General features: G+C 41.6%; 20 protein-coding genes and 1 pseudogene. 15 read left to right on the top strand and 6 right to left on the bottom strand.

Annotated elements, in window-relative coordinates; translation table 11 throughout:
* Positions 1 to 106: 106 nt before the first annotated feature.
* Positions 107 to 388 (bottom strand): hypothetical protein, encoded by a 282-nt coding sequence (locus tag L6421_RS04685; protein ID WP_237264064.1) that lies wholly within the window; start codon positions 386 to 388, stop codon positions 107 to 109.
* A 143-nt stretch (positions 389 to 531) separates the two neighbouring features.
* Between L6421_RS04685 and L6421_RS04690 the strand changes: the two are divergent.
* Both L6421_RS04690 and L6421_RS04695 read left to right on the top strand, forming a co-directional pair.
* Positions 532 to 1,493: pseudogene (locus L6421_RS04690) on the top strand (IS3 family transposase); the annotation flags it as partial.
* 153 nt (positions 1,494 to 1,646) lie between these two features.
* Positions 1,647 to 2,750, top strand: coding sequence for a Fic family protein (locus L6421_RS04695; protein WP_237264066.1), 1,104 nt, complete (start codon positions 1,647 to 1,649; stop codon positions 2,748 to 2,750).
* Between the two features lie 533 nt (positions 2,751 to 3,283).
* Here the strand turns inward: L6421_RS04695 and ygfZ are convergent.
* Positions 3,284 to 4,369, bottom strand: a complete 1,086-nt coding sequence (ygfZ, locus tag L6421_RS04700; RefSeq protein ID WP_237264068.1) for a CAF17-like 4Fe-4S cluster assembly/insertion protein YgfZ — start codon at positions 4,367 to 4,369, stop codon at positions 3,284 to 3,286.
* Between the two features lie 290 nt (positions 4,370 to 4,659).
* Between ygfZ and L6421_RS04705 the strand changes: the two genes are divergently transcribed.
* Complete coding sequence (locus L6421_RS04705) at positions 4,660 to 5,214, top strand: chemotaxis protein CheW (protein ID WP_237264071.1); 555 nt, start codon at positions 4,660 to 4,662, stop codon at positions 5,212 to 5,214.
* 104 nt (positions 5,215 to 5,318) lie between these two features.
* On the opposite strand, the gene queD is transcribed toward L6421_RS04705, so the two are convergent.
* From queD to L6421_RS04720, 3 genes are all read right to left on the bottom strand, one after another.
* On the bottom strand, positions 5,319 to 5,696 hold the full coding sequence (gene queD / locus L6421_RS04710; RefSeq protein ID WP_237264072.1) for a 6-carboxytetrahydropterin synthase QueD: 378 nt from the start codon (positions 5,694 to 5,696) through the stop codon (positions 5,319 to 5,321).
* Positions 5,697 to 5,947: 251 nt separating this feature from the next.
* Positions 5,948 to 6,835 carry a polyprenyl synthetase family protein gene (locus L6421_RS04715; protein ID WP_237264074.1) on the bottom strand — a complete coding sequence of 296 codons (888 nt, stop codon included), beginning with the start codon at positions 6,833 to 6,835 and terminating at the stop codon, positions 5,948 to 5,950.
* A 189-nt stretch (positions 6,836 to 7,024) separates the two neighbouring features.
* Positions 7,025 to 7,627, bottom strand: a complete 603-nt coding sequence (locus tag L6421_RS04720) for a peroxiredoxin (RefSeq protein ID WP_237264076.1) — start codon at positions 7,625 to 7,627, stop codon at positions 7,025 to 7,027.
* A 270-nt stretch (positions 7,628 to 7,897) separates the two neighbouring features.
* Between L6421_RS04720 and L6421_RS04725 the strand changes: the two genes are divergently transcribed.
* Positions 7,898 to 8,527, top strand: coding sequence for a CBS domain-containing protein (locus tag L6421_RS04725; RefSeq protein WP_237264078.1), 630 nt, complete (start codon positions 7,898 to 7,900; stop codon positions 8,525 to 8,527).
* Between the two features lie 47 nt (positions 8,528 to 8,574).
* Here L6421_RS04725 and nadB read toward each other — a convergent pair whose 3' ends face one another.
* On the bottom strand, positions 8,575 to 10,197 hold the full coding sequence (gene nadB, locus L6421_RS04730; protein WP_237264093.1) for an L-aspartate oxidase: 1,623 nt from the start codon (positions 10,195 to 10,197) through the stop codon (positions 8,575 to 8,577).
* Between the two features lie 304 nt (positions 10,198 to 10,501).
* Between nadB and L6421_RS04735 the strand changes: the two genes are divergently transcribed.
* From L6421_RS04735 to L6421_RS04785, 11 genes are all read left to right on the top strand, one after another.
* Positions 10,502 to 10,975 (top strand): SoxR reducing system RseC family protein, encoded by a 474-nt coding sequence (locus L6421_RS04735; RefSeq protein ID WP_237264095.1) that lies wholly within the window; start codon positions 10,502 to 10,504, stop codon positions 10,973 to 10,975.
* 67 nt (positions 10,976 to 11,042) lie between these two features.
* On the top strand, positions 11,043 to 12,473 hold the full coding sequence (locus L6421_RS04740; RefSeq protein WP_237264098.1) for a DegQ family serine endoprotease: 1,431 nt from the start codon (positions 11,043 to 11,045) through the stop codon (positions 12,471 to 12,473).
* 290 nt (positions 12,474 to 12,763) lie between these two features.
* Positions 12,764 to 14,569: a translation elongation factor 4 gene (gene lepA, locus L6421_RS04745; RefSeq protein ID WP_237264100.1), complete on the top strand. Its 1,806-nt coding sequence runs from the start codon at positions 12,764 to 12,766 to the stop codon at positions 14,567 to 14,569.
* A 2-nt stretch (positions 14,570 to 14,571) separates the two neighbouring features.
* On the top strand, positions 14,572 to 15,342 hold the full coding sequence (gene lepB / locus L6421_RS04750) for a signal peptidase I (protein ID WP_237264102.1): 771 nt from the start codon (positions 14,572 to 14,574) through the stop codon (positions 15,340 to 15,342).
* A 1-nt stretch (position 15,343) separates the two neighbouring features.
* On the top strand, positions 15,344 to 16,054 hold the full coding sequence (gene rnc, locus L6421_RS04755) for a ribonuclease III (protein WP_237264103.1): 711 nt from the start codon (positions 15,344 to 15,346) through the stop codon (positions 16,052 to 16,054).
* 109 nt (positions 16,055 to 16,163) lie between these two features.
* Positions 16,164 to 17,135 (top strand): GTPase Era, encoded by a 972-nt coding sequence (gene era, locus L6421_RS04760; protein WP_237264105.1) that lies wholly within the window; start codon positions 16,164 to 16,166, stop codon positions 17,133 to 17,135.
* 17 nt (positions 17,136 to 17,152) lie between these two features.
* Positions 17,153 to 17,872 carry a DNA repair protein RecO gene (gene recO, locus L6421_RS04765; RefSeq protein WP_237264107.1) on the top strand — a complete coding sequence of 240 codons (720 nt, stop codon included), beginning with the start codon at positions 17,153 to 17,155 and terminating at the stop codon, positions 17,870 to 17,872.
* Positions 17,873 to 17,998: 126 nt separating this feature from the next.
* On the top strand, positions 17,999 to 18,748 hold the full coding sequence (gene pdxJ / locus L6421_RS04770; protein ID WP_237264109.1) for a pyridoxine 5'-phosphate synthase: 750 nt from the start codon (positions 17,999 to 18,001) through the stop codon (positions 18,746 to 18,748).
* 9 nt (positions 18,749 to 18,757) lie between these two features.
* Positions 18,758 to 19,144, top strand: a complete 387-nt coding sequence (gene acpS, locus L6421_RS04775; RefSeq protein WP_237264111.1) for a holo-ACP synthase — start codon at positions 18,758 to 18,760, stop codon at positions 19,142 to 19,144.
* A gap of 21 nt (positions 19,145 to 19,165) precedes the next feature.
* Complete coding sequence (locus tag L6421_RS04780; protein ID WP_237264113.1) at positions 19,166 to 19,870, top strand: DUF445 domain-containing protein; 705 nt, start codon at positions 19,166 to 19,168, stop codon at positions 19,868 to 19,870.
* Positions 19,871 to 19,945: 75 nt separating this feature from the next.
* The gene (locus L6421_RS04785) at positions 19,946 to 20,854 is read left to right on the top strand and encodes a bile acid:sodium symporter family protein (RefSeq protein WP_237264115.1); all 909 of its coding nucleotides are present in this window, start codon (positions 19,946 to 19,948) and stop codon (positions 20,852 to 20,854) included.
* The last annotated feature ends 33 nt before the right edge of the window (positions 20,855 to 20,887 follow it).

A 20,887-nucleotide genomic window follows, 5' to 3' on the forward strand; every position in this document is an offset into this window, starting at 1 on the left:
CTAGAAGTTACTACAAGCCCCGATTTACGGGGCTTTTTTGTTTTTGTTGTGTATAAAATTGTCACTACTGATTACTTTATTCTTTTAAAACGATTTAATCGGCTATCTACATAGCGTGTTGATCAGATACCTCTCGCACTCGAGCGGATAATAATTGCTGCGAACTCGCCAATAACTCAGAAAGTGAAATTTGTTCCATATCAAACTTAGCTCTGTTTTGTTTCTTTAATTCAATAAATAAAGTAATCAACCGATTTTTAGCAGTACTTTCAGTTTTTTCGGATGACTTTTCATTAATTTTGTATCCCTTTGATTCAAGATAATTAGTAACGATTTCATAGGTTTTCCATTTGTGATCATTCTTTAAACTACCATAGCTAACTATCAATAAAAGCTCTTATGAGTTTAAATTTCAACAAAATATTGATAGCATCATGTTAGGAATGTAAAAGTAAGGAATGTAGTGGTAAAGTGAAATTGGCCACCTAAATGGAGATGCTAAAATGTATCTAATCAAAAAGGTGAGTCAAAATGACAAAGACAAGAAGAACATTTTCAGCCGAGTTCAGGCTTGAATCTGCACAGTTAGTTGTTGATCAAGGTTATACGGCAGCAGAGGCCGCTGAAGCGATGGGCGTTGGTTTATCAACGATGAATAAGTGGGTTAAGCAGCTGCGTGAAGAACGCAAAGGTAAAACGCCTAAAGCCAGTGCTTTAACGCCTGAACAGATTGAGATTCAGCAGCTCAAAAAACGGATAAAGTACCTCGAAGAGGAAAAAGACATTCTAAAAAAGGCTACAGCGCTCTTGATGTCGGATTCACTGAACAACTGAAGGTCATTAAAAAACTTCAGGAGCGCTATTCAGTCAAACGTCTTTGCAAGGTGTTCCAGGTTCACCGTAGCACGTTCAAATACTGGAAAAATCGTCGCAGACGACCGAATGCCAAGCGAGTTAAAGAACTCGCCATGGTTCGGCGAATTCATGCGGAAAGCAATGGTTCAGCCGGGGCAAGAACCATTGAGCAGATATCCTCTGATAGAGAACTGCCAATAAGTCGTTATCGTGCTGGCAAGATGATGAAACAGTTGCGACTACAAAGCTGTCAACTGCCGAAACATAACTACAAAAAAGCGTTGCAAGAACACATCGCCATACCTAACTTGCTCGATAGACAGTTTTCACCGAGTAAACCGAACGAAGTATGGGCTGGTGATGTCACGTATATCTGGACGGGCAATCGCTGGGCTTATCTTGCTGTGGTGCTAGACCTTTTTGCCAGAAAACCTATTGGCTGGGCTATGAGCCACTCTCCTGATTCGGAATTGACAATCAAAGCCTTAACGATGGCTTATGAATCAAGGAACAAGCCGGAAGGTGTGATGTTTCACTCCGACCAGGGAACACACTACACCAGTGTTAAATATCGCCAATCGCTGTGGCGATACAAGATAAAACAGAGCTTGAGTCGCAGGGCGAATTGCTGGTGTAATGGTCAAGTCAATTTGGACCCATCTTTAAATCCGTATTGTTATTCAGTCAGTAATGTATCTTAATTAAGCCAGATAATTATTTATTTCATGTCATTCTTTGATACGATTTGAATGTATAATCAAATCAAATTATGATTCGTTTAAGGTGGGGAAATGACTCAAAAGTGGGTGTGGGAAAATGAAAACTGGACGGCTTTTGTCGTAAATAAGGATATTTTAATGCCTTATTTAGATGTGGCTGTCCGAGCGGTTGCACCATTAATTAAGCTTGCTGGCGAACTGGAGCCGGCTAAACTTGCTGAGTTTGAAGGGCAAGTATTGCTGGAAGAAACATTATCCACCTCGGTAATAGAAAAGGAATACTTAGATCGAGATTCTGTCAGGTCCAGTATTGCACGTCATCTTGGCCTACCAAATGCAAAAGATGGAGATAGACGTTATGAGTCATTCACACAGGTTTTCTTTGAATCTATCAGAACGGCTAATCAGCCATTAACTATCTCTCAATTGAAAAAATGGCATGAAATGCTATTTGTTGAGGTTCCTACATTTAAAACAGTTACTATTGGTGATTTCCGAGATGATGAGATGAGTGTTGTGTCTGGACATTTTGGTCGTAATGAAATTGTCCATTTCAAGGCCCCCTGTGATAGGCGTGAGTGCGTTGAGGAATATATGTCAGAATTCATGGGTTGGCTTAATAACCAATCTGGTATTTCTGATTATTTACGTGCTGCATTTGCTAAATTCTGGTTTGTTACTATCCATCCATTTGATGATGGTAACGGTAGGCTGTCGAGAATTATGGCAGAACGATGTTTGGCAGAGGCAGATAAAACAGATAGGCGTTTATATTCACTCTCAACTGAGATTGAAAAAAACAAGTCAGAGTATTATGACATTCTTGAGCGTTGTCAAAAGGGCAGTGGCGATATAACAGAATGGGTAATTTGGTTTCTGGAGAGGGTTAAAGAGGCTGCAAATAACAGCATGAAACGTCTGGACAAAGTTAGGTTATCAACGCGGTTTTGGGATAAATACCGTGAGGTGGTCTTCAATGAAAGGCAGAGAAAACTGTTAATCCGCCTTTTTGAAACGGATGACTTTGAAGATGGTATTGCAAAAAGAAAGTACAAAAATCTAGTCTCAACTTCTGATGCTACCGCTGCCAGAGATTTGACTGAACTGGTTAGTGTCGGAGCTTTAAGAAAAGAAGGTGAAGGTAGAGGGGTCAAATACTATCTAAATTTCAGATGATTTAAAGCAACTTTAGAAGTGATATTACAGGTTAATTTGCAGTGTGGTTTTTTAGGATAATCTATAAAAAGTATTGATTATCAAAGCCAATGCGAAGAATAATTATGGGTTGGTTTAACTTAAGGCATCTGCTCGGAAGTAAATTTGGAGTGATGAAATGAATGATATAAAGAAGAGAATAGTGTGATGAGATGATGAAGTGTTTAACAATTTTTTGTAATACTGCATTTAAGCAAAAATTAATTGAAAGCTTTGAAAACCGATTTGTCTATCAAAAAACGACCAGTTTTGATAAAGTGGAATCTAGTTTTAATGAGCCAAACATGTGAAATTCAAAGCTTTTTTAAAGTAGGTGCAAGGGTGGGTGCAAAGTTAGTTTTAAATTAATGAATGCCAATAAAATCAAATGGTTATAATGTTAATGTTGCACATTTCACAATAGTTCGTTAAATGTGCGTTTCATAAAAAACCCCGATTAGCAGGTCTGTTAATCGGGGTTTTTTATTGGTGTTTAGATTAATGATGGTTCATCATCATTCGTCATCGGTAATGCTGTAGGGCAAAGGTTCAATCACGGCCGCTTGACCTGATTGCGTGAATAAATCACCTTCAACAGACTCCAATGATTTTAACGTACCAATCGCTAAACATAACGTGCCGTTGAAGATGTCCGGATTGGCATTTACAACGGTCAAATTATAGGCTTTGTCATTTTTATCTTTTAATGTCAAAGTATCGCCAGCAGACAAGGTCAGTATTTCATTTAAATGGATGCGAAGCATGCGTTTGGTGACTTTACCGCGGTAATGTACTCTCGCAATGATTTCTTGTCCTGGAAAACAGCCTTTTTTAAAGTTGATGGCATCAAACTTGTCTAGGTTGAAAAACTGGGCGATAAACTGGGCGCTGGTGGCACTGGTCACTTCTGGAACACCTGCGGCAATGTTGAGCAAGTTCCAATCGTAATTATTGGTCACATCGGCATTATCACGAATTTTTTTCCATGTTAAACTCATCTGTTCGGCTGGGCCAAACAGGGCATATTTGTGATAGGGTCCAGGCACTTTAATGACCAATACGTCCTGCATCTCATCAAGCTCGATCATGCCCGCTTCAAATACTTCTTTAACCTTGGTGCTTAAGCGACGTTGTATGTCCAAATCACCAAATTCACCGGCAAAGCCTACTTGAATCAAGTCGTTTGAAACTTCGGTTAGCTTTACATCCGAGCGTAAGACAAACATCGACAGACGTTTTAGAATGCTCTCTTTAAGGGAGCCGTCAAAGTTTAAGTAATAATCGCCTTGGTATTTGAACACCAAGAAAATGGCAAGTACTTGGCCTTGTGGGTCGCAATAAGCCGAGAATTGAGCGTGGGTATCACTCACGCTATTCAGATCACTGGTTAGCTGCGCCTGTAAGAAGCTCAATGCTTCACTGCCTGAAACTCTAATTAAGGCTTGGTGGGTCAGGCTGGTAACAACAGGACCATTTTTAATCATAAAGCGTTCAAGTTCTGGCTGGCCAAAACTGCAAATCTTGCCTTGATCATCCCGTTGCGCATTTTGCGAGGCTAAAAAATCAGACCAAATTGGGCTTAAAGAAGCATTTGTTGTCATTATGTTATCCTTAATTTTTATTTGAAGCAGATGATACCGTACTCGTATCAAATAATAAAATATCTTGGCGTATTTCTTGCATGTAAAATAGCAGTTCACTCATTCTGCTATGAGTTTTTAAAATAGATGATAGCTGTTTGTTGCGAATAGATAAATTTAATTGAAATTTATCAGGCGACTCAGTAGTATGAATGATTAAAATAGCACGCTTGGATTGGTTTGATTCATTCGGTTAAAACGTATTTAAACTTCTGAAACTTAGAAGCGGTCAGGTAAAACGGAGACAACTAGTGTCGAGTTCTAAACAAGATTTTTTAACCTTCATTATTGGCAAAGAAGAGTTTGCGGTAGAGATTCTTCGCGTTCAAGAGATTAGGGGTTGGGTGACACCAAGTCCTTTGCCCAATGTACCCAAGTATGTAAAAGGGGTGGTTGATCTTAGAGGAACGGTTGTTCCCATTATTGATTTACGAGAGAAGTTCAAATTACATGCTAGTTACGACGGTACTACAGTGGTGATTGTTGTGCATGTTTTAACTTCTCAAGGTGAAAGAATTGTTGGCTTGGTTGTTGATGCGGTTTCTGATGTACATCAGTTTGACCTTGATAATTTGCAAGCAGCTCCGGATATTTCAGGTTCTATTGATAGCCAGTATATTTTAGGTCTAACAACCATTAAAGAAGGTCAGGGGCAGAGTAGTGCCTCTCAAATGGGAGTTGCTGAGAAGGCCTCTACGGATAAGGGGCGAATGGTTATTGTGGTTGATCTTGATAAACTTGCCGCCGAAGGGCTTATTGAAGACATTGTTGCCAGTGCGGAAAGTTTACCTACAGGCAATGGTTGACTATCTATCAACAATAGTTCTAGAGTTTCAAAGTAAAAAGCCGATTCATATTGAATCGGCTTTTTTATTGTAGATACCTTGAAAGCGATTGGAAATGGTAATCACTATTCCGAATAAGTGACGCAGTTACGGTCGTTTTCCCAAACGGTTAGGCTATGCATCTTAACCTCTGGACTTTGAATTCGTTTTTCAATCTCTTTATAAATGTAAACGGCAATATTTTCAGCTGTCGGGTTCAATTCCTGAAAGTGTGGATGATCGTTCAGGAAGGTATGGTCAAGTTCCTTTACGACTTCTTTTGCATGGCGTTTAATCTCTTTAAAATCGATTACCATGCCAATTTCATTAAGCTGTGTGCCGGCTACTTGAACTTCAATTTTCCAGTTATGGCCATGAAGTTTTGCACAGTCTCCAGGGTAACCTCTAAGGCTATGAGCTGAGGCGAAATCAAGTAAGGTTTTTAAAACAAAGGTTTGTGCCATAACGGAATCGATCTTCTTGTCATTTGTAAGTTCAATAAATTTTGTCAGCAGTATTTAGAATAGCATTCATTGATATAACTCTACATTATACAAAATAATGTGATGCTTCTACTGATAATAAAGGGTGCAGATTATAACGAAAAGTTTTAGCTATTAAAAGCTAACTTTTTGAAAGCTAAGATTTTTCTTAATTCTATATTGGTTTTTTTGCCAGGCAAACCTGGCGGTATGGATCTACTCAGTTTTTAAAGTTAGTGTTTTCTATCCGCAATATAGTCAATTAAAGAGAATAGGAAAGGGCTGTTTATATCCAAAAGCCTCAGTTCCGCCTTGGCTTGAGTGATTAAATCATCTCTATAGATTTTCGCTTCAGCCAATCCGAGCAATTTGGGATAGGTCGATTTATCGAGTTCCATATCACTCCCTTGCGGTTTTCCTAAGGTTTTGGTGTCGCCTTCGATATCTAAAATATCGTCCTGAACTTGAAACGCCAAACCGATCAGTTCACCTAAATTGGCCAGGCCTGGTTGAATTTGACGATAGTTTTCGGAAGTTACCGCACCCATTAACAGAGCGCATTGAATCAAAGCACCTGTTTTCAAGGAATGAAGGGTTTTTAATGCGGATAAGCTAATGGTTTTACCTTCGGATTGGATGTCTAAAACTTGCCCGCCAATCATTCCTAAAGGGCCGCTGGCACGACTCAGCAAACGAATCATTTCAATAATTTGTGGTGGTTTTAAGGCATTATCTTCGCTAAGGATTTGAAAGGCCAGGGTTTGCTGAGCATCTCCAGCTAAAATCGCCGTAGCTTCATCGAACTGAATGTGACAGGTTGGCTGGCCACGACGCAAATCATCGTTATCCATAGCCGGTAAGTCATCGTGCACTAGAGAGTAACTGTGAATCAATTCAATTGCACAAGCGGCACTGTCAACCTGGTCAAGAGGAACAGCCAAGGCATCGGCTACCGCATAGATTAGCGCTGGTCTAAGACGTTTTCCTTGGTTTAAAGTAGCGTATTCTATCGCCGGGAATAAGTTGTTTGAGTAACCATTTTGTTGGTTAGAAAAATGTTGCAAATGGTGTTTGAGCGTTTGATTAACGCGTTCTTGGTAGTGTGATAATTGAGTTTGCAAGAAATTTTCTCCATAAAAAAGGCCGTCTATTTGACGGCCTCTTTTGGGTTGCAAGTTTGAGTTGAATTGTACTCAACGCGTGCAACGAGTGCTATAAATAATGCTTCTATTTTAACGATTAATTGCTTTCAAAGAAACCAAAGACAGTTAAAGTTGAATTAAAAATCCATTATTTAGTCACCGATGAGATTAAAGTTCATCTGAGTGTTGGCTTAGGTATTCAGCAACACCGTCTGGAGTATCCTTCATACCCGCATCACCTTTGTTCCAACCTGCTGGACAAACTTCACCCACTTCTTCGTGGAACTGAAGCGCTTCAACCATACGAACCATCTCATCTACGTTACGACCAAGAGGAAGATCGTTAACGACCTGGTGACGAACAACACCATCAGTATCGATTAGGAATGCGCCACGAAGAGCAACGTTTCCAGGGTGAACGATGCCATAAGCTTCCATGATAGAACCACCTAGGTCAGCAACCAATGGGAACTTAACCGGGCCAAGACCACCTTGGTTTACAGGTGTGTTACGCCATGCGTTGTGAGTGAATTGAGAATCAACTGAGATACCGATTACTTCAGTACCCAATTCTTTGAATCTTTCAACACGGTGGTCAAAAGCAAGGATTTCAGAAGGACATACAAATGTGAAATCTAACGGGTAGAAGAAAACAACTGCATATTTACCAGCGATGTGGCTTTTTAGGTTAAAGTCATCAACAATAGATCCATCTGCTAAAACCGCAGCTGAAGTAAAGTCTGGAGCCTGTTTTGTTACAAGAACTGACATAGTATTATCCTTATATTTAGTGAGTAATTACGAGTAAATTAACTGAAATAGTATAGACAATTGATAGGGCTTATTCTAGTTAATTTGCTGAGAATTTCTCGATTCGTTTTACGGTTTGTGCTTGGTCATTTTTTATTTTCTTTAAGTTTGTCGGTCTTGTGGTCGATAAACTGTTTTAAGAAGTAAGGTTTATTGTTGAAGTGTAAAATATCTTTTGAAAAATAGGCAGCAACTATGTTGTCCTCCTAAATACGATTGAGCGTTAATGTTATGTTTATAGTTTACAGTCCAGATGGTCGAAGTATGATTGGTGCGGTACAGCAGTTGCCAGCACTCAAAGTTGACCCTGCGCAACGTATCAACAAAATCGAAGAGGCCGAGTTGGGAGCTTTACAGGTGAATGTGAAATCCCAGCAGCATGGCCGTAAAGAGAGCACTGCTTTAAACGCGTATAAAAAAAATCAAACTAAGGAATCCGGTCAAATTATTGTGAATGTCGCTGAAATCATGGTTTCACCGGTGTTTACGATTAATATCAATAGCTCTATCGAGGAAGCTTGGCAGCTTATGCAAGCAAAAAAAATTAAGCATTTACCGGTATTGGATAACGCCGAGTTGGTCGGTATGTGTTCACAAGAAGATTTGCTTGCCAGGATGATTGTCAGTAAGGAGGGTGAGTTAGAGGGCGTCAAGCAAGAGCGTGTGGCGGATGTGATGCAATCTGGCGTGGTGACGACCACTATAGATACTGATATTAGGCATATCGCCCAAGCGTTAACCGGTTATCAAATAGATGTTTTGCTGATTATGAGTGAGTATCATCAAATTTTGGGAATTGTGACGGAAAGCGATTTGATACGGCGGCTTGCGAAAGAGCCGCCAATAGAGATTTATACCTGAGAAAGTTGGCGAACGAACTAAGTTAGCCTATTTCATTGTCTTCTAAATCAACGGTTTGGTTTTAATATCGTCGGCTTAGGGGTTTTGTGGATATGAGGGTAGTCCAAGTTGTAATGCAAACCTCGGCTCTCTTTCCGTCTTTGAGCGCTTATGACCATGAGTTCTGCGACTAAAACCAAATTCCTCAGCTCTAATAAATCACGGTTCAACGTGTGTTGATGATAATACTCATCCACTTCTTTTTGTAAGTTACGTATTCTTTGGCGGGCTCTTTTCAATCGTTTATTGGTTCTAACGATACCGACGTAATCCCACATGACACGACGCAGCTCATCCCAGTCATGGCTGACTAAAACCTTTTCCTTTGGCTCGGTGGTTCCGCTACTATCCCAAGGCGCAACATTTTCATGTGTAAATTGGGTGCTGGCAAAGGCTTTTTTGATGCTTTGTTGTGCCATCTTGGCAAAAACCAAACCTTCCGCTAGAGAGTTGCTCGCCAGGCGATTGGCTCCATGCAGACCGGTGTAAGCGGTTTCACCAATGGCATATAATCCATCCAAACTTGTTTTACCTTCCAGGTCGGTCACCACGCCACCGCAAGTGTAGTGGGCGGCGGGAACAACGGGGATTTGTTCTTTAGTAATATCTATCCCAACTTTTTTACAGCGTTCATAAATGGTTGGGAAATGGGTTTTAAGAAACTCTGCAGGTTTATGGGTGATGTCTAAATAGACACAATCAATACCATGCTTTTTCATCTCCTGGTCAATGGCACGCGCCACAATGTCTCTTGGTGCTAAATCGGCATTTTCGTGATAATGCTGCATAAAGGCTTCACCATTAGGCAGGCGTAAAATACCGCCTTCACCACGAACCGCTTCACTGATTAAAAAGGAGCGATCTTTTGGGTGATAAAGGCAAGTAGGATGAAATTGGTTGAATTCCATATTGCCGACCGTACAACCCGCTCTCCAGGCCATCGCTATACCATCACCAGTAGAGGTGTCAGGGTTGCTGGTGTATAAATAGGCTTTGCTCGCACCTCCCGTTGCCAAGACGGTAAATAAAGAGGAGATGGCCATAATGCTGTTGTTGATTTGATTGAGGGCATAAGCGCCAATACAGCGGTTGCGACGTTGATTTTTGATTAAATCGATAGTGATGTGTTCAGGTAGCAAATTGATGTTTGGATGATTTTCAACACGTTCAATGAGGGTTTTTAGTACCGACTGTCCGGTATGGTCTGCCGCATGGATAACACGTCTATGACTATGACCGCCTTCTTGAGTCAAGTGAAAAGGGAAATCGATATTCTTATCTTTTTCATGGTCGTTTTTACTGTTATCAAGACTGAAAGGAACGCCTAAATCGATTAATTCCTGAATGGATTCTGCGGCATGCGAGGCCACAATCGCGACTGCTTTGGGGTCGCATAGACCCGCACCGGCAATCTGTGTATCTGAAATATGTGCCTCAATGCTATCAAAGGGGTCTAATACGCCAGCAATGCCGCCTTGTGCATAATTTGTGCTGCCTTCGCTAAGTGAACCTTTGGCTAAAATTGTGATTTTATGCTCTTCAGCAAGTTTTAGGGCGATAGAAAGACCCGCAATTCCACTGCCTATAACAAGAATGTCGGTAGTTAATGTGTTGGCGATGACGGTTGACAAAAGCGATCCTTAAAAAATGTGAATTGATAATTCTGAAAACCTGTTTGATAGGGTTTGTGATTTGAATATTATATTGAAGAATGTTGCGCTTGATAGGTTATATTTAATGAACCCGTCTCGTTTAAAAAAATTAAAGTGTCAAAAAGTGTCAATAAGGGTGAAAAATTGCCTGGGCTATGATTGAAATCCATAATAATAAGCCTTATTAATTTAACTAAATTGTGTGTTAAATATGTTTTTGAACGGGTTTTACCTAGAGCTTACTTTTCACAATTTATTATGCAAAACCCAAATTAGGAATCAAATGGAAAATCAAATATCTAATCTTTTGCGAGAGCAGGGCGTAGTCATTGGTATCGATGGTGATGAGGTTTTGGTTGAAACCCAAAGGTCAACAGGATGTTCTGGTTGTTCTTCTGAATCAGGGTGTGGAACATCGGCTTTAGCTAAGTTGTTTAGTACCACAAGTAAAGCGCCCATTAGAGTTAAAAACAACCTACACTGTGAAATTGGAGATAGCGTTGAACTCGTCTTGGATGAGTCACGATTGCTCCAACATTCATTTATGGCTTATGGTTTACCATTGATTGGACTTTTTGTCTTAGCGATAAGTTTTTCTAAAATTGCCTTACATGTATTTTCGTTATCACCAGGCCTGGCAGAGTTGTCGGCGATTTTGGGTGGCGTTTTGGGGCTGTATTTAGGATGGTGGATAACTCGTAAACTGTATAAACCGGTTATGCCTGAGTTAAGTAAAGTCATCACAAAATCCCTTTAAATGATATTTTTATGTCACATCTAATATTTACACAAATTCAAAAGAAAAATTAGGAGATCATTTGAAAATGAGAAAGTTATCCATATTTTTTAGTGTAGTAATCAGTGCCTTGGTTGTCCTTCAGCCCATCAACAGTTACGCGGCTAAGGCGAATGAGTTTGGTTTACCAGACTTTAGTCAACTTGTTGAAGATACCAATCAGAGTGTGGTGAATATCAGTACCACCAAAATGATTGAGCGTCAGGCTATGCCGGAGTTTAGAGGTATGCCTGAAGAGATGTTGCGTCACTTTTTTGGGTTGCCGCAGCTAAGAGGTGAGCCAAGAGGGCAGTTGCCTGAAAAGCCTCAAAAAGAGGAGTCGCACTCTTTAGGTTCTGGTTTCATTATTAGTGAAGATGGTTATATCTTAACCAATAACCACGTTATCGATGGTGCGGATGAAATTATTGTGCGTATGCGCAACCGTAAAGAGTTGGTGGCAAAAGTGATTGGTACCGATCCGCGCACCGATGTGGCTTTGATTAAGATTGATGCGGATGATTTGCCTTATGCGAAGATTGGTAAATCAAGCGATTTAAAAGTGGGGCAATGGGTGCTGGCGATTGGTGAACCATTCGGCTTGGACTTTACCGCGACCCACGGCATTATCAGTGCGTTAGGGCGCGCTCTTCCTGATGACACTTATGTGCCCTTTATTCAAACCGATGTGGCGATTAACCCGGGTAATTCTGGAGGGCCGTTGTTTAATCTGGATGGTGAGGTTGTGGGTATCAATTCGCAAATCTACAGTAAAACAGGTGGCTCAATGGGATTGTCGTTTTCGATTCCAATCGATATTGCCATGAATGTGGTTCAGCAGCTTAAGAGTGAAGGTAAGGTCACTCGCGGTTATCTAGGTGTACAGATTCAAGAAGTGACCAATGACTTGGCAAAATCATTTGACTTGGCCAAACCACAAGGTGCTTTAGTCGGGCAGACGTATCCTGGTACGGCGGCTGAGAAAGCGGGAATCGAATCGGGTGATATCATTTTAGAGTTTGACGGTAAAGAGATTAAAAAATCGACGGATTTACCGCCTATTGTCGGAATGACTCCGATTGATAAGAAAGTGAAAGTGAAGATATTGCGTCAAGGTAAAGAAAAATACTTTACGGTTAAGTTATCCTCACTCGACAAAGCGGATCAAGTGGCCGCCAATTCTAGCGGCAAAACCTATAGTAATAATCGTCTAGGTGCTTTAGTCAAAGAGTTGGATAAGGAGACTTTGCAATCACTGAATCTACCTTTTGGTGTGGTGGTGACCGATGTGCAAGGCGGTCCAGCACAGAAGGCGGGAATTCAGGCGGGCGATATTATCGTCACAATTGATTTCAAGCCGGTTAAAACGGCAGAAGATTTGAAAAGAATGATGAAAACCTTGCCTAAAAACCGTTCATTACCGGTAAGGGTTGTTAGAGATAACCGCTCTTTATTCCTGCCGTTAGTGCTGGATAAATAGGCTTTTTTAACCTGTAAAACATAGGGTGAAAATCTATAAAAGGTGGGTTTGAAATGCGTTTGAGGTTAAGCAAATGACTCTATGAGATTTATCAATGCGAAAAACCTTAAATTAGCGTAAAATACCCGCCATTCATTGGTAACCAAAACAGCCAGGTTAAAGTTAAACAAAAATAACTTAGTCAAGGTTGAATTAAAAGGGGCAGTGGCCCCTTTTTTTATAGTGTTTTTTTAGTTGATTTGCCGAGTAAAAGTTCAGCAAATTAAAGATATAGTTAAGTTGGAGCTTAAATGTCAGACAGTTTGAAACATATTCGAAATTTTTCGATTATTGCACACATCGACCATGGTAAATCGACCATTGCGGATCGTTTTATTCATTTATGTGGTGGGTTAACTGACCGAGAGATGCAAGCTCAAGTTCTGGATTCGATGGATATTGAAAAAGAGCGTGGCATCACCATCAAAGCACAAAGTGTTACGTTGAACTATAAGGCGGATGATGGTGAAACTTATCAACTGAACTTTATCGATACTCCTGGTCACGTCGACTTCTCTTATGAAGTTTCGCGTTCTTTAGCTGCTTGCGAAGGCGCTTTGTTGGTGGTTGATGCTTCTCAAGGTGTAGAGGCGCAAACGGTTGCTAACTGCTATACAGCCATTGAGCAAGGTCTAGAAGTGCTGGTGGTGTTGAATAAGATTGACCTACCTGCAGCCGATCCAGAACGTGTCATTGAAGAGATTGAAGAGATTATTGGTGTTGAGGCGGCTGATGCGGTGCGTGCGAGCGCTAAATCAGGTATTGGTATCCGCGAAACCTTAGAGGATATTGTTGCTAAGATTCCTGCTCCACAAGGTGATCCGGATGCACCGTTGAAAGCCTTGATTATCGACTCGTGGTTTGACAATTATTTAGGTGTGGTCTCTTTGGTTAGGGTGATTGACGGTAAAATCGGTAAAAAGACCAAAATGAAAGTCATGTCTACCAAAGAAGAGTACCTGGTCGATGATGTGGGTATCTTTACTCCAAAGCGTACCTCTAAGCCGTTTTTAAGTGCGGGTGAAGTAGGTTATGTTATTTCTGGAATCAAAGACATCGATGGCGCGCCTGTTGGGGATACCTTGTGTGATGCGGCCCGTGAAGCGGTCGATGCTCTGCCTGGTTTCAAACCGGCTCAACCCCGTGTTTTTGCCGGTTTATTTCCGGTAACTTCCGAGCAATATGAAGATTTACGTGAAGCGCTACGTAAATTGCGTTTAAATGACGCGGCTTTGCATTTTGAACCTGAAACATCAGAAGCTTTAGGATTTGGTTTCCGTTGTGGTTTCCTTGGTATGTTGCACATGGAAATCATCCAAGAACGTTTAGAACGTGAATACGACATTGACTTGATCACAACCGCCCCAACGGTTATTTATGAAGTCTTAACCAAAGCCGGCGATATCATCACCATCGATAACCCTTCTGAACTGCCTGATGCTGGCATTATTCAAGAGATTCGTGAGCCGATTATCCAAGCGAATATCTTGGTTCCGAATGAGTATGTTGGTGCGGTCATGAAGTTGTGTATCGAAAAGCGTGGGGTACAAAAAGACATGCAGTACTCTGGCGGACAAGTTTCTATCAACTATGAACTGCCATTGAACGAGGTCGTTTTAGACTTCTTCGACCGTTTAAAATCATGTAGTCGTGGATACGCTTCGATGGATTATGAGTTCAAACGTTTCCAGGCGGATGACCTGATTCGTGTCGACTTTATGATTAACGGTGAAAAAGTGGATGCCTTAGCGCTGATTGCGCACCGTAGTTTTGCGACAACTCGCGGTAAGGTGATTATTGAAAAGTTAAAAGATGTGATTCCTCGCCAAATGTTTGATGTCGCTATTCAAGCGGCGATTGGCGGCAAAATCATCGGTCGTTCCAACGTGAAAGCTTTACGTAAAAACGTAACCGCAAAATGTTATGGTGGTGATGTCTCACGTAAGAAGAAGCTACTGCAGAAACAGAAAGAAGGTAAAAAACGTATGAAATCAATTGGTAGTGTAGAGTTACCACAAGAAGCCTTCTTAGCGATTCTAGACACAGGAGAGTCTTAAACATGAGTTTTGAATTAATTTTAGTGATTGTCACAGCGATTACCGGTGTGATTGCTTATGTTGATAAAGTGGTTTGGCGTCCTAAGCGTTTATCGGCCATGATGCCGGAAAAGGAGCCTATTTTAATCGAATATGCACGATCACTATTTCCTGTGTTTTTAGTGGTATTGATTTTACGTTCTTTTATTATCGAACCATTCAGAATCCCATCGGGTTCTATGTACCCAACCTTGCAGATAGGCGATTTCATTGCGGTTAATAAGTTTTCTTACGGTGTAAAATTACCGGTTTTGCAAACTAAGATTATTCCTATTTCTGATCCGCAACGTGGTGATGTTGTGGTCTTTAAATATCCAAATGATCCCGATGTAGATTACATCAAGCGTGTGATTGGTCTACCGGGCGATAAAATCACCTATGTAGGCCGTACATTGTTCATTAACGGTAAAGCGGTACCTCAACAATACATCGGTAAATATCACGGCACAGAATCCAGCGCGATTATGAATGGCGCCTCGGTTGTCGAAGAGGATTTACCTGGTGGCAAAAAACATCAAATCCTGTTGGATATGGAAAAATCTTCGCGTGATATGGATACCGTGACGGTACCTGAAGGTCACTATTTTATGATGGGTGACAACCGTGATCACAGTAACGATAGCCGTTTTTGGGGCTTTGTACCTGAGAAAAACCTAAAAGGTAAAGCTTTTGGTATTTGGATGAACTGGGATGATGGTTTACATTTGAATCGTCTTGGAACAGGAATTCAGTAATATGGCCAAGCAAAGCAGTAAACTCTCTACAGAACGTTTAGCTAAGTTAGAGCAATTAGCCATAAAATTGGGCTATCAATATAAAGATATCTCCCTTTTACAACATGCGCTTACCCACCGAAGCATGGGGGCGAAAAACAACGAACGTTTAGAGTTTTTAGGCGATAGCTTAGTGAACTTCATGATTGCTGATGTCTTGTTCCATCAGTTCAATAAATTGCCTGAGGGCGATATGAGCCGTGTCAGAGCACATCTTGTTAAAGGGGATACTTTAGCGGTTATCGGTCGTGAGTATGCTTTGAGTGATTACTTGGTTTTAGGTCCAGGCGAGCTGAAAAGCGGTGGTTTTAGACGTAACTCGATTATTGCAGATGCGGTAGAGGCGATTATTGCCTCGGTGTATGAAGATGGTGGTTTAGATGCTTGTCGTGAAATGGTCATGCGTTTCTATCAAAAACGCCTTCAGGAGCTCGACCCGAAAAAAGTCGGTAAAGATCCCAAAACCCGTTTACAAGAATATCTACAATCGCAAAATGAAGAGTTGCCTGAATACAGTATTATTAGCGTTAACGGTGCCGCTCATGATCAAGAATTCACCGTTTCTTGTTATGTCGGAAAACTGAATTCCAAGTTTGAAGCCATCGCCACAAACCGTAGAAAAGCAGAACAAAAAGCAGCCGAAATCGCTTTAGAAGCGTTAGGCGAACTGTAAAATCGATAGTGCTGGACAGAGTCAAACTACCAGGCCTGGTAAGTTCTGTTTTTCAACTCTAAAAATACTATAATTAATCAACTAACAATTTGATTAAATTGAGAAAATAATGTCAGATAACGAATTGTCTTTAGAAAAAATCTTAGCGGGTAGTGATGCCGATAAAAATCAGCCTACCGATTACCAAGCCGGTTTTGCCGCTGTAATCGGTCGCCCTAATGTGGGTAAATCCACTATTATGAATGAGTTGTTGGGTCAAAAACTGAGTATCACCTCTCATAAACCGCAAACCACTCGTCACCGAATTCACGGAATTTATACCACGCAGGAACACCAAATCATCTATGTGGATACGCCTGGTATGCATTTGGGCGGTGAGAAGTCGATTAATGATTACATGAACCGTACCGCGAATAGTGCGTTTGCCGATGTTGATGTGATTTTATTTGTGGTGGAAGCCGGCCGTTGGACTAAAGAAGATGAAGCGGTTGCCAAAAAACTAAAGGGGATTGATACCCCGGTTGTGGTGTTGATGAATAAAATCGACAACTACAAAAACAAAGAAGACCTTTTCCCGTTTATGCAAAAAGTGGGTGAGAGTGTCACCATGGATACCCTGATTCCTATTTCTGCCTACAAGAAAAGTGGATTGGATTTGATCAAGAAAGAGGTGCTTAAGTACCTTCCACATCAAGAGAAAATCTTTCCGGAAGAGTATATCACCGACCGTTCACAACGCTTTTTAGCCGCGGAAATCATTCGTGAAAAGTTGATGCGTACCTTGGGTGAAGAGGTGCCTTATGGTTCAACGGTCGAGATTGAACAGTTTAAGTATGACGAAGAAGAGGGGCGTTGGTTGATCAACGCGCTTATCTTGGTTGAACGCAAAGGCCAAAAACAGATCGTAATCGGTAAAAAAGGTGAACTGATCAAGCAGATGGGCATACAGGCCCGTAAGGATTTGATTGCTTTGCTTGACGGTCGTGTGCATTTGGAACTTTGGGTTAAGGTGAAAGAGAACTGGTCTGATGATGCCCGTGCTTTGGCAAGTTTAGGGTATGACGATAACTATTCAAGCTAATTGAGTAATAGGCTGTTATGAACATAGAACAGTCTGCGTTTGTACTTCACTCTCGTCCTTATCGGGAGACTAGCGCCTTAGTGACTTTTTTTACTCCTGAGTACGGCAAAGTCAATGGCGTGGTTCGGGGAGTGCGTGGCGGACGAAAGACAGCTTCGCAAAAAACCGCCATGTTGCAGCCTTTTCAGCAGTTGACTTTGCAGTGGCGTGAAAAATCAAATTCACAAACCGATTTGCTGAGTATTCAGCAAATCGAACTTGCCAATTTGCGCTTTCCATTGCAAGCCGAAGCGAATATTTGCGGCCTGTATGTCAACGAATTGCTATACCGTCTACTTTTCCCTCAAGTCGCTACCGAAGCGTTATTCGATATTTATCAGCAAACCTTATATCAGCTGTTGGCGGCTCAGCAACGCAGTGAACAGGCCTGGTCATTACGTCAATTTGAATTTCAACTGTTGTCGGAACTCGGGCATGGTCTGTTATGTGATCAAGATGTGCATCAGCAAACCATATCCGCAGAAGCGACTTATCAATATTATCCGCAATATGGTGCGGTTCTGTCAGCCTGTGATTCACAGCAACAAGGTGTGTTAATCCAGGGTGAGTGTTTATTGGCATTGGATGAGATGCGTTATTGTGAACACTGTTTGCCACAACTCAAGCGTTTGTTCAGAGCCATCCTGGCGCTGTATTTGGGGGATAAGCCGATAATGACACGTGAATTATTCAATTAATCGTCAACCGATTGCGTTTCACTCAAGATTATCCACATTAAATTATCGATTTTTCCATGTTATTTGGCTTTCAATTAGCGATAATAGTTCGTTTATTCTCAGCATATTATTTTTAAGGAACTTCTCATGAATCCGATTTACTTAGGTTTGAATATTGATCACGTTGCGACTCTGCGCCAAGCTCGCGGTACACGATATCCGGATCCTATCAAAGCGGCACTGGATGCGGAAATGGCCGGTGCGGATAGTATCACCTTGCATTTACGTGAAGATAGACGCCATATTCAGGATGAAGATGTGGTGCGTATTTCGGCCATGCGTCAGACCAAAGTAAATTTAGAGATGGCGGCTACCGAAGAGATGGTGCAGATTGCCATTCAGCAAAAACCGGAAGATGTTTGCCTTGTGCCAGAAAAGCGTGAAGAATTGACGACGGAAGGCGGCTTGGATGTGGCTAGTCAAAAAGCTTGGTTAACCGACGTTTGCGCTCGTTTAGCCGAGGCCGGTTGTAGGGTTTCGCTGTTTATCGATCCTGATGAAACGCAAATTGCAGCGGCCAAAGAAGTTGGTGCACCGGTGATTGAATTGCATACGGGAACCTATGCGGAATTGGAAAAACCGGCTGAAGTCCAAGCCGAGATCGAGCGTATTCAAAAGGCGGCGAGTTTTGGCCATAGTCTTGGTTTAGTGGTCAATGCCGGGCACGGGTTGCATTACCACAATGTTCAGCCTATCGCTGCCATGAAAGAAATTGAAGAGTTGAATATCGGTCATGCCATCATTGCACAAGCGGTATATTCTGGTTTACCAGATGCGGTGCGAGAGATGAAACGCCTGATGGTTGAAGCGCGTCAACAAGCCTACCTCAACGACTAGGCTTAGATAATGATTATCGGTGTAGGTACGGATATCGTTGATGTTGAGCGCATCGAGAAGGTCTATAAAAAGCAAGGTGCTGCGTTTTCGGAGCGTTTATTGTCCGATGCGGAGTTGCTTGAGTTTAAAAATCAGCTCTATCCCGAACGGTTTTTGGCAAAACGTTGGGCTTTGAAAGAGGCGGTTTCTAAAGCGTTAGGCACCGGGATTGCACATGGCGTTCGCTTCAAAGACATGACGGTTGGCCATAAAGAGAGTGGTCAGCCTATTTTATTGTTAGCGGGTTCAACCTTAGAAAAATCAAATGAACTCGGTATAACGCACTGGTCGATTAGCATCAGTGATGAAAAACATCATACGGTTGCCTTTGTGGTAGCGGAACGAAATAACGATTAAACATATTGGAGTTTTTATTAAATGAATAAGTCGTTAGTAACCAACTTGACTGCTGTTATCCTTTTGGTATTGGGTTATTTCTTGGAAAATACCTTTCTGTTAATGGTTGGGTTATTTGCCTTATCGGGCGCTTTAACCAACTGGTTAGCCGTATATATGCTATTTGAAAAGGTACCAGGCCTGGTAGGTTCAGGTGTGATTCCCAATCGTTTTGTAGAGTTTAAAACGGCCATTAAAACCTTGATGATGGAACAGTTCTTCAATCAAGAGAATATTGATAAGTTTGTCGCCAATAGCGCACAAAATGCCAAGTTCGAGCTTAAGCCGGTAATTGAAAAAGTCGATTTATCGCCATCTTATGATCGTTTGGTTGAAGTGATCATGAACTCATCGTTTGGTTCGATGTTAAGCATGTTTGGTGGTGCTGATGCCTTAACGCCGTTAAGAGAACCGTTTATAACCAATATGAAGAGTTCGTTGATTGAGATGACGCAAACGGATGCTTTTCATCAAATGTTACAGGATGAGTTGGACCAGCCTGATGTAATGGCAGATATTCAGGCCAAAGTCGCTGAAATCATCGATGCCCGGCTTGAGGAGTTAACCCCGCAAATGGTTAAAGAGATGGTACAAAAAATGATTAAGGAACATCTTGGTTGGTTAGTCGTTTGGGGTGGTGTCTTTGGTGGATTGATCGGGTTGATTTCCGCATTGATTATGAATTGATACTGAATTGATAATCCCATATCTATAACCGGGTTGTTGCTTGCCGATAACCCAAAACTCCAGTTTAGGAATGATTTGATTTTACTTTTGGCATTTCCCGTTTGGGCGCTTTCTATCAGTGTGGTTGCGCTGATGTTTCCGCAATGGTTTGTGGATTTAAAAGTGTGGATAGTCCCTCTGTTAATGGCCGTTATGCTCGGAATGGGGCTGACACTCAGGTGGCAAGACTTTATTAGCGTATGGCAACATCGAACAGTCGTTGCTCTGGGAGTCGCCATTCAATTTTTGGTGATGCCCCTGGCTGCTTGGATTTTGTCCCTGGTTTTTGGCCTCTCATTGGAGTTGACGATAGGGATGATGTTGGTCGGAGCTACGGCTGGTGGAACCGCCTCCAATGTGATGGCCTATTTGGCGAAAGGCGATGTGGCGTTATCGGTGAGTATGACCATTGTTTCGACCTTGGCCGCAGTGGTTTTATTACCGGTATTGACCTGGTTGTATTTAGGGCAACAGGTCGATGTTGCCGTAAGTGCAATGCTGATGATGTTGTTTAAAATCATCATTGTTCCCATTGTGATTGGCATGGCTCTAAAGACATTGTTTGACGATAAAATACAAAAAATTCAATCCATATTTCCACTTTTCTCTATGTTGGTGATCCTGTTTATCATTGCGATTGTCGTGGCTTTAAATAGCAATAACCTTTCAACCGTCGCTTGGACAGTGGTGTTTGCCGTGATATTGCATAACTTAATCGGGTTAATGACAGGTTACTTCTTAGCGAAAAAGCTAGGCTACGATAGTGTCATTGCCAGAACTGTGGCAATCGAAGTGGGCATGCAAAACTCGGGGTTAAGTGTCGCTTTGGCACTAAAGTATTTCAGTGTGGCAAGTGCTTTGCCCGGAGCTATGTTCAGTATTTGGCACAATCTATCGGGTGCTTTATTTGCAAGTTATTGGCAAAACCGAGATAAATCACGTTAACTCAGTTCAATCAGGCTTACCTTGCAAATCATT

The sequence above is a fragment of the Thiomicrorhabdus immobilis genome (genome assembly GCF_021654855.1).
Lineage (GTDB): Bacteria > Pseudomonadota > Gammaproteobacteria > Thiomicrospirales > Thiomicrospiraceae > Thiomicrorhabdus > Thiomicrorhabdus immobilis.